This window comes from Blautia sp. CGZ-1-C1 (assembly GCF_056504575.1).
The window spans coordinates 1-9,874 of record NZ_JBWLUT010000084.1 but is presented as its reverse complement, the minus strand read 5'-3'; the positions used below and the strand labels follow the sequence as shown (position 1 = coordinate 9,874).

At 38.8% G+C, this 9,874-nt stretch carries 7 protein-coding genes and 1 pseudogene; 6 read left to right on the top strand and 2 right to left on the bottom strand.

The genetic code is table 11. The annotated features are described in order from the left end of the window. On the bottom strand, positions 1-1,574 hold a 1,574-nt coding region (locus tag AC058W_RS06660), incomplete at its 3' end, for a helix-turn-helix domain-containing protein (RefSeq protein ID WP_479389851.1). 164 nt (positions 1,575-1,738) lie between these two features. On the opposite strand from AC058W_RS06660, the gene AC058W_RS06655 reads away from it, so the two are divergent. The 6 genes and pseudogenes from AC058W_RS06655 (at position 1,739) to AC058W_RS06630 (ending at position 8,243) form a co-directional block, all read left to right on the top strand. Beyond that, on the top strand, positions 1,739-2,071 hold the full coding sequence (locus AC058W_RS06655; protein ID WP_479389850.1) for an MFS transporter: 333 nt from the start codon (positions 1,739-1,741) through the stop codon (positions 2,069-2,071). Beyond that, complete coding sequence (locus AC058W_RS06650; protein ID WP_479389852.1) at positions 1,977-3,140, top strand: MFS transporter; 1,164 nt, start codon at positions 1,977-1,979, stop codon at positions 3,138-3,140. The genes AC058W_RS06655 and AC058W_RS06650 overlap by 95 nt, the downstream gene beginning before the upstream one ends. Beyond that, entirely contained in the window at positions 3,137-4,762 is a 1,626-nt protein-coding gene (locus tag AC058W_RS06645) for a glycoside hydrolase family 43 protein (RefSeq protein WP_117677428.1), read from the top strand. The genes AC058W_RS06650 and AC058W_RS06645 overlap by 4 nt, the downstream gene beginning before the upstream one ends. Positions 4,763-4,843: 81 nt before the next feature. Further along, on the top strand, positions 4,844-6,241 hold the full coding sequence (locus AC058W_RS06640) for an MFS transporter (RefSeq protein ID WP_117677427.1): 1,398 nt from the start codon (positions 4,844-4,846) through the stop codon (positions 6,239-6,241). A 103-nt stretch (positions 6,242-6,344) separates the two neighbouring features. Then, positions 6,345-7,831: pseudogene (locus AC058W_RS06635) on the top strand (C69 family dipeptidase). A 145-nt stretch (positions 7,832-7,976) separates the two neighbouring features. Continuing rightward, positions 7,977-8,243, top strand: a complete 267-nt coding sequence (locus tag AC058W_RS06630; protein ID WP_117677425.1) for an FmdB family zinc ribbon protein — start codon at positions 7,977-7,979, stop codon at positions 8,241-8,243. A 174-nt stretch (positions 8,244-8,417) separates the two neighbouring features. On the opposite strand, the gene AC058W_RS06625 is transcribed toward AC058W_RS06630, so the two are convergent. Beyond that, positions 8,418-9,713, bottom strand: a complete 1,296-nt coding sequence (locus AC058W_RS06625; RefSeq protein ID WP_330597033.1) for an IS701 family transposase — start codon at positions 9,711-9,713, stop codon at positions 8,418-8,420. Between the last annotated feature and the right edge of the window lie 161 nt (positions 9,714-9,874).

Sequence of the window (9,874 nt, the reverse complement as noted above, 5' to 3'; positions counted from 1 at the left end):
ACTGAACGAAGTAGATCAAAAAAAGAGGGACTGTAGCTGACGCCGCCTACAGGAGCATTTGGGATTATTTTTCGTACAGTTTCAAAAAAATTGTCCCATATGTCTACAAAATTTCCAGGAATACCGATTAAGGTTTGTTTATAGACATAATACCAAATCATAAACTTCCAGTTTGATACTTCTTTTAGACCGTATCTATTGATGACATGCATAAGAATTTTTTCAACGATACTATTAAATTGTTGCGAATCAGAAAAGATACGGATAATGGATATTTCCTGAATTTCGCTTAATTTTTTCAGCATTTTCAGGATTTGATTATCGAAGACAATCAAGGGGCATATTCCGTTTTCAACAAGGGAATCTAAAATATAGTCCAAATTAACAAAATTTAACTGATCTAGCTGCTCCTGATTAATGAGACCAAATTCAGGGGAGAAAAGTCCATTAATACATCCATATTCAAAATCAAGATTACGTTTTAAAAATTGAATCTGCCGTTGAAATGTTCCAGAAAGAAGTCGGGATGCAAAACCAAGATATAGCATAGTTCCCCAGGGATTATGGATTTCCTTACCTCTGGTACAGTCAATAACAGCTGACTGAAGCCTTATTTTCTGCTCCTTGACTACAACCATCCGGGTTTTGGAACGATATTTATTCAGCATGGCGGAAATTTGAGATGGATTCTGTACATCTGGATTATCTTTTCGAATTGCCTCCTGTTGACGGTATTCACTTGGGGAAAGATTATAATTTTGTCTGAAAATTTTATTAAATTGAGAAGCAGTTGAAAACCCATTGTTAAGTGCGATATTGGAAACCGGCATCTGACTTCCAGTCAGATCAGAAACAGCGTGCTGAAGGCGGACTTTTGTAACGTACTGCACAAATGTAATGCCGGTATTTTTTTTAAACAGACGAGATAAGGAAGTAGGAGCAATATGGATCTGTTCGGAAACAGACGGAAGCGAAAGCGGTTCAGAAAAGTGCTCTGCAATATACGAAAAAACAGGATCAAGCCGTTCTTCAGAGCTTTCAGATAAAGGCTGGTTATCTGAGAGCATAAAAGAATGAATCAGATGATCGCAGATCTTATACAGAATGCTTAGTTTTTTTGCATTCATTCCGTTGATTTCAAGTGCATACTCACCCAGCAGATCATAGAGCATATATTGAAGCTGCTCATATTTTACGCTGGAATATTGAACACTGCAACAGCGAAAATGTGGCAGATGTGTATTTGTCAACTGGCGAAACAGTTCTGCGCGTACATAAATAGCAAGTAAAAAAGCAGAGGGTTGGTTTTGAAGCTTAAAATGTCGGTTTCCATTGATCATAAGAACATCTTTTGGATTCATGTGGAGTGTTTCTGAAGCAAGATGAACATGGCAGCTGCCGCGAATAACATATAATAGAAGATATTCATTTTGAATAGTGTCGATGGTGACAGGTCCATTATAAAATTTGACATTGAAATTATATACCATATGTATTTCTCCTAAGACAGTAAGTTTTTGCCTGTTTATTTTATGAGTAGATTTGCTTATTTGGATAATGACAAAATATGACAATCTACTTGTCTTATTATAACAATAAGAATGAAAATAGTCAATTTTAATCAAAAGATAGCAAGAAAAAGATCGATAAATAAAGAAAACAGAGACTGTATTTACTAAAATATAGACAGTTCAAAGAACAGGTAATGATCACTTTTTAAGAAAGGAGTTTATGTGACATGAAACCTCAAGAAACGAAAGCTGTAAGTGACCCGGCAGCGGTCAAATTATCTCTGGCCCAGAAAATTGGTTATGGAATGGGTGAAGCGGGAAGTACTCTTTCCTTTACAATGATCGGCTCTTATCTGACAGTATTTTATTCAGATGTTGTCGGACTGGCACCGGCTGTTATTTCTGTTATTATGCTGATTGCAAGAATATGGCAGGCTCTCTGCGATCCTATTTTTGGTGGTATAGCTGAAGAATACCCGTTCAAAATATGGAAGGTACAGACCATACTTACTGTATGTATCACCGATTCTGGCAATTTTCAGTACATTGACATTTCTTAATCTGAATATACCGGATAGTGCAAAAGCTTTCTGGTGCATTTTTACTTATATTGGATGCTGTACAGCATATTCATTTGCAAATGGTGCAGTAGCATGTGTTGTTAATTCTCTGACATCAATTAATTCAGAACGTGTTTCTGCAAATGCAGTAAAAGGTGTTATTTCAAGCATTTTTGGTATTATTGTAAATGCAGTCACCATGCCGATGCTGATGAAATTTGGTGGCGGAAATACAAATTCTGCAAAAGGATACTTTTTTACTGTATTAATTTTTTCAATTGTTTCAATCCCATGTTTCATGATTTGCTTTAAGTCAACAAAAGAAGTAATTGGCGGTGGCAGTGTATCAGGGGAAAGAACAAATCCACTCGTTATGATTGGCTCCTCATTCAAAAATGCTTTAAAAGACTGGAATGTTGCATGGTTGGTTATTGCAATGATTCTGTATCTGACAGGTGTTTTTGGAAGAATTGGCGTTATGGTTTACTATTTTATCTATGTACTTGGAGAACCTATGGGTATGGCATCTTTTGGAACTGCCATGACTGTTGGTATGCTGGTTGTTAATTTCTATACTCCATATTTACTGAATCATATTGATAAAAAACTGGTTGGTGTTCTGTCATGTATTCTTCAGGCCGGCTGTTGTATTGCGTTCTTCTTTATGGGAGAAGCACATGCTTCAGTTCTTCTTGTTGCAGGCGTAGGCTTGATATATGGCGCAACCAACATGGTTGGTCTTGTTTCAGTAGGACTGGTTGGTGAGCTGATCGATGACAACTGGATTCGAACAGGAAAACGTTCCGATGGTATGATTGTTACAGTTATTTCTTTTTCAACAAAGATTGGAAATGCTATTGGTGGTGCGATAGGTATTGTTGTTCTGGGTGCTGTTGGATTTGTGGCGAATTCTACCATGTCTGCTGAAATACTGACCAAAATGAATGCAGTTATTAACTTCGGACCTGCAATCTGCTTCCTGGCAGCTATTATTCCATTTTTAATGATCCGTATGACAAATAAAAAAGGTAAAGAAAATGAACAGAAATTAAAGGAGATGAACAAATGAGTTATCAGTTAAAAAATCCGATTATACCGGGTTATTATCCAGACCCTTCTATCATTCGTGTGGATGATGATTTTTATCTTACATGTTCCAGCTTTGAAATGTTTCCGGGAATTCCTGTTTTTCACAGCAAGGATCTTGCTCACTGGGAACAGATAGGAAATGCTTTAACTGAAGAGAACGGATTTCATATGGAAAGAAATTGTGGTGTTGGCGGCCTTATGGCACCAACAATTCGTTACAATAATGGAACTTATTATATTATTAATGCAAACTTTGCAGATAAGGGAAACTATATCTGTACTGCCCAAAATCCGGTAGGTCCGTGGTCCGAACCTCACTGGATGACGGATGTTCCTGGAATTGATGCTTCTCTTTTCTTTGATAATGATGGAAGTTGCTATGTTATGGGAACCGGTGATGTCTGGGATAACGGTACAGGCGTGAAGGAAAGGGGAATCTGGGTTGCACCATATGATATTGAAAATTTCCGTGTGACAGGCGAACCATATACTATTTATAATAGTGCAATGAGAGGCGGTTCTTCTCCGGAAGCTCCTCATCTGTATCATATTGGAGATTACTATTATTTGATGATTGCTGAAGGTGGAACAGAACATTATCACGCAGTAATGATAGCACGTTCAAAAGAATTATTCAGCTTCTTTGAAGGAAATCCGGCAAACCCTGTTATGACACATAGAAATATGGGATTTTCCAGTCCAATTATCAATATAGGACATGCCGACTTTGTACAGTTAAAGGATGGAAGCTGGTATGCAGTTATGCTTGGATCCCGTTTGATTGATGGAAAATTTAAAAATTTGGGTCGTGAAACATTTATCTGTCCTGTAATCTGGGAAAGAGACTGGCCGGTATTCAGCCCTGAAACTGGTAAAGTGGAGTGGAGTTATGAGGGACCGAAATCATTATCGGAAACATTTTATCCGAAAGAAAATAAATTTGATGATTTTGATGATCAGAAACTTCCAATGTATATGGTGTTTTGGGGCACACCTGCAAAGGATTGCTGGAAAATCGAAGATTCATGTTTGAAATTAAAATGTATCAGACAGAGGCTTGATGATGATCTGGAGCAGATGAAGATGGATGGAATTCTGGCAGATGACAAATATGTTGCATTTGTTTCAAGAAGACAATGTGCAATGGATGCTGTAATTACAGCCGCTGTAAAATTTTATCCGGAAGGACAGGAAAGTGCAGGAATTGCGGCAGTACAGGCCATGAATCATCAGATTCACATCGAACGTGCATGTGAAGACGGAAAACAGGTAGTCCGTGTTGTTGTCATTACAGCTGATTATATACAGCCGCCATATTTTCCAGGATTTACAAGCACTACGAATCGTGAAATTATCTGTTCTGAAGCTTATGATAAGTCTGAAATTATTTTACAACTTGATATGCAGCATGAAGATTTTTGCATCCGTTATGGGGAATCTGAAGAAGAGCTGAAAGAATTATGTAGAATTGATGGCGCAGTGATCAATCCAGAGAAAGTCGGGTGTATGTGCGGTACAATGCTTGGAATGTATGCAACAGGAAACGGAAGAGATTCCGATAATGAAGCTGCATTTGATTGGTTTCGTTATATCGAAAAATAGAAATAAAATTTAACTGTCATATTTGGAGTATTATACTGGGGGCAAATATTCTGCCTCCAGATAGTATATGGAGAATAAAGCATGAAGCATGATTTGTCAGAAAATTTTTCAAAAAAATATAAAAACAGTCTTTCTGTCTGGAATAAATTAGGATATGGAATGGGAGAAGCCGGATCGCAATTTATCTGGTCACTGATAAGTTCTTATCTTACATTATATTATACGGATGTAGTAGGTCTGCTTCCTGCAGGAATTTCTTTTATTATGCTCATAGCACGAATATGGGATGCAGTCAATGATCCTATGTTTGGTGCAATTGCAGAGAATACAAATAGTAAAATGGGACGTTATCGACCGTATATTTTATTTGGTGCTCCAATTTTGGCAGTTTTGAACTGTCTGACATTTTTGAATCTTGATTTGTCTTCAACAGGGAAAATATTATGGTGTGCGATTACTTATATTGGTTGTGGAATGGCATATACAGCAGTAAATATTTCGGTGGGCTGCTTGGCTAATTCGATGACTGCAGATAATCGGCAGAGAGTTTCACTAAATGCATTTCGCGGTATTATGGGAGGAATTGTACAAATCTTGATGGGTGCAGTTACTATGCCGATGATCATGAAATTTGGTCAGGGTTCTACTTCTGATGGAAGAGGATATTTTCTGACGGCAGTTATTTTTTCAATACTTTCTATTCCGTGTTTTTTAATTTGTGTGGCCTTTACAAAAGAGAACATTGGAAATAAACGTTATCAGAAACGTGATAGCACAACACTTGCGCTGTTTCGTTCTTTTCAATATACTTTTTCCGACAGAAATGCATTGCTTTTGATTCTTGCGGAATTGACATTTCTTACAGGAATTTTTGGAAGACTGGGTATCATGGCTTATTATTTTATCTATATTTTGAATCAGCCTAAAATGATAGCAGTTTTTGCAACAGCAATGTCAGCAGGAATGATGATTGTAAATTTTTATGCACCATTTCTTCTGAACAGGATAAATAAAAAGACAGTAGGAGCTATATCTTCTCTGCTTCAGGCATTGTGTTGTGTCCTTTTCTTCTTTATGGGACAGATGCGAATGAGCTTTGTTATTGTTGCGCTTGGATTTGCATATGGAGCAACTAACCTTGGAGGAATTGTATCTTATACATTAGGCGCGGAGATTATTGATGATAACTGGCTGCGATGTGGGATACGCTCAGACGGGGTGATTTATAGCTGTATTTCTTTTTCTACAAAACTTGGAAATGCAATTGGGGGTGCTGTAGGAATTCTTGCAATTGGGCTGGTAGGTTTTAAAGCAAATACGCAGATGTCCACTGCAACATTGACAAAAATGAATGCAGTTATTAATTTTGGACCTGCAATCATGTTTTTGATGGCGGCGGTTTTATTCGCACTGAATGGAATGACAAACGAGCTTGGACGAGAAAATGAGGAGAAATTAAAAGAAAAAATGGTAGAATAAACAGGATGGTGAATCATGTCGAAAAGTGCTATAATTTTATCAGCGTCTGTCAACAGACAAATCGGAGAAAAACGAAGTGACAGATAAAAGGAGGTAACGCATTATGCCGTGTACAACAATATTAGTCGGTAAGAAAGCATCCTACGATGGTTCTACAATGATCGCAAGAAACGATGATTCCGGTTCCGGACATTTTACTGCTAAGAAATTTGTGGTGACTCATCCTGAGGCGCAGCCACGTAAATATAAATCTGAGATTTCTCATGTAGAGATCGAACTGCCGGACAACCCAATGAGATATACATCCATGCCGAATGCTCTGAAAGGAGAAGGTGTGTGGGCTGCAAGTGGTGTGAATGAAGCCAATGTCGGAATGACTGCCACAGAAACCATCACTTCCAATCCGCGTGTTCTCGGTGCAGATCCGCTGGTTGTTTATCAGCCTGCAGAGGACGGGAAAGAAGAAATCGCAGGCGGTATCGGAGAAGAGGATATTGTTTATATTGTTCTGCCTTATATCCACAGTGCAAGAGAGGGCGTGAAACGTCTCGGAAGCCTGCTGGAGAAATATGGAACTTATGAGATGAACGGAATTGCTTTTCAGGATAAGGATGAGATCTGGTGGCTGGAGACGATCGGAGGACATCACTGGATGGCGCGCAGAGTTCCTGACAATATGTATGTGGTAATGCCGAACCAGCTGGGAATTGATTCCTTTGATCTGGAAGATGCTCTCGGAGAGCAGAAAGAGTACATGTGCTCTGCAGACCTGAAAGAATTTATTGAAAAATATCATCTGGATCTTTCTATGGATGGTGTGCTCAACCCACGTGATGCTTTTGGCAGCCATGATGATGCAGATCATGTATACAATACACCGCGTGCATGGTTTATGGAACGTTATCTGAATCCGCACACAAAGAAATGGGACGGTCCGGATGCAGACTTTACTCCGGCTTCTGATGATATTCCTTGGTGCATGGTGCCGGAGAAGAAGATTACAGTGGAAGATGTGAAATATGTTCTGTCTGCACATTTCCAGGGAACTCCATATGACCCATATGCTGCATATGGGGGTAAATCCATGAAAGGTGCGTTCCGCTCCATTGGTATTAACAGAAATGATTTCTTGTCTGTGATCCAGATGCGCACGGATCAGCCGGAAGATACAGGTATTCTGGAGTGGGTGGCTTTTGCATCCAACGCATTTAATGTGCTGGTTCCGTTCTACGCAGGAGTTACTAAAACACCGGAATATCTCGCCAATACAACTGCAGAGGTTTCTACAGATAACTTCTACTGGTCAAGTCGAATGATCGCGGCTATGGCAGATGCTTCTTACAGAAGTTCTGTGTTCCATATTGAACGTTATCAGGAACATGTAATGGCAAAAGGTCATGAGCTGATCAATACATATGATGCATTGCTTGCGAGAAGAAGTCCGATGCACAAAAGAGAATGGAACTGAAAGAAGAAGCAAATGAGAAGATTGCAGAGATGGTGAAGAAAGCAGCTGCAGATACTTTAAATAAAGTACTGTTTGAACTGAGCAGCCAGATGAAGAATGCGTATTCACGGTCTGATGCCTGAAAACAGGATGTATAAGCTGGGGTAATTATTCAGCAGTCTATTATTTTGCGAAGGCATCGAACGGTATTACGAACAGTATAAACAGTATAATATATAAAGCTCGGATAAAAAAATTATTTGATAAAGATAGAAAGGAACTTAACTCATGTACTATGTACCAGACGGCACCAAAGAGTGCGGATATTATGAATGTAAGAAATGCGGCAACCGTTTTCTCTCCATGCAGACAATGAAGAGAATCCCATGTCCGGACTGCGAAGCAGAAATTGATTATGAGATCGGCCCTGATGAATCCCTGGAGGATGTATTGGATACAGCAGAACTGATCGAGAAGATTGAAGGTGAAGAAGTGGAAAAGATGGATGCACTTCTGAGTCTTGCAGTAACCGGTGGAGATTATAACTGGATCTGACCCAAGCAAAAAAGTCCCATGAATATATTATGGTAAGAAGTAATATATTCGTGGGACTTTTCGACTTTCAATACCTTTTTTGTATGTTCTGATTTTAAGCTTTTTTGCTATCAATTTGGTCATAAGTTTTTACTGATAATATTTGAACAATGAATAATACACCAGTTTACAACTTTATAAATGATAGATTTGTTGATGAATCAGCTGTTTTAAGGCCTTTGTCATGGCATTTGATTTTATATGTGTTTCGATATTTTTCACGAAAGTGGCAAACAATATCTGACTGCGAATGCCCTGACTTAATTCAAAACGAAACTCCTGTACGCTTTTTGTACGGTACTCAGAAAAATGTTCGTTCTGATAGGGCAGAATCTTCATGGCACAGTAACTGATGTTAATCAGATTGACTAGCATTTCAATCCCTTTGCAGCTTCGCACCATATAGTTACAAAAAGACCAGAACGTTTTCTGTTCATAGTAGCTTGTTTCAATATTCCAGCGTAACGAATATAGCAACAGTGGAATGTATTTCATACGGTCACTTCCGGTCTGGTTCAATGGTGCTTTTTCCTGCCATGCACAGAAAATCTGCAGATCTTCCGGGAAAATGGTACTGAAAAACAGTCGTTTTGTACCATGTTCTTTTTCTGTGGCAGTGACATAGGCAAGGACTTCTCTATTGCCAAAGATCTTAGCGAGAACCCGGCGGACACCGGTATAATAATCACCGATCTTTTCATTGGAAAACGTAAAATCTGTTTCAACAGAAAGGCGTTTGCCATGTTTGGCAGGACGTCCCCGACGACCGGTCTGTGCAGGTGCAGGATCATACATGACAGAATCAATCCTTGCATTGCCAATCAGATCCAGATTCGGATATTCATCAACGATGGATACCAGGTTCTGTTTTGTATACCAGCTGTCACAAAGGATGATGACATGATCTTTGCTGTAAAATTCAGGCATAACCTGCCGGATCATGGAGGCTGCCAGTTCCAGTTTAGATTCTTTTTTCTGCCACATACGATAGCCAAGAGGAACGGAAAGATAAGATACTTTATCCCTATTCCAGACAGGTACGCAGAGCATGACACTCACAAAGCAGTGTCCATTCAGATAGTTGGAACCGTTGTGTGCAGCATGGTCAAACAGTTTTGAAACATTTTCAAATTTTGTGCCAAATTTAGATACCATCGTATCATCCACACACAGAAACACAGGCTGCGTCTGCAATGAATCCGGTATCAGCTTCAAAGTAATCCTGACAGTGGTATTCATAAATCTGGAATAATCAACCTTTGCATAGGAACATGCATAATAAAATACATTCAGTGATTTCTCCGTTATTCCGGATAAAAAATGCTGATACAGAAACCGGATGGAATGTGCAGATTCTAAGGTCAGTATGGATAATATCAGCAGAAATAAGGTATCTGCTGTCGGGACAGAAAAAGTTTCAAAATAAATCAAAAAATATTGATGAAGTCTACCAATCAGTGTTTTTTCGTTGTATAATGTTTTTATCGTACAGGGTCACTTTCCTTTGTAATGTTTTGGGTCAAATTCATTATACATCAGAAAGTCCTGTACGATATTTTTTTTATGAAAAAGTTGTAAAGTGGTGTTATCTC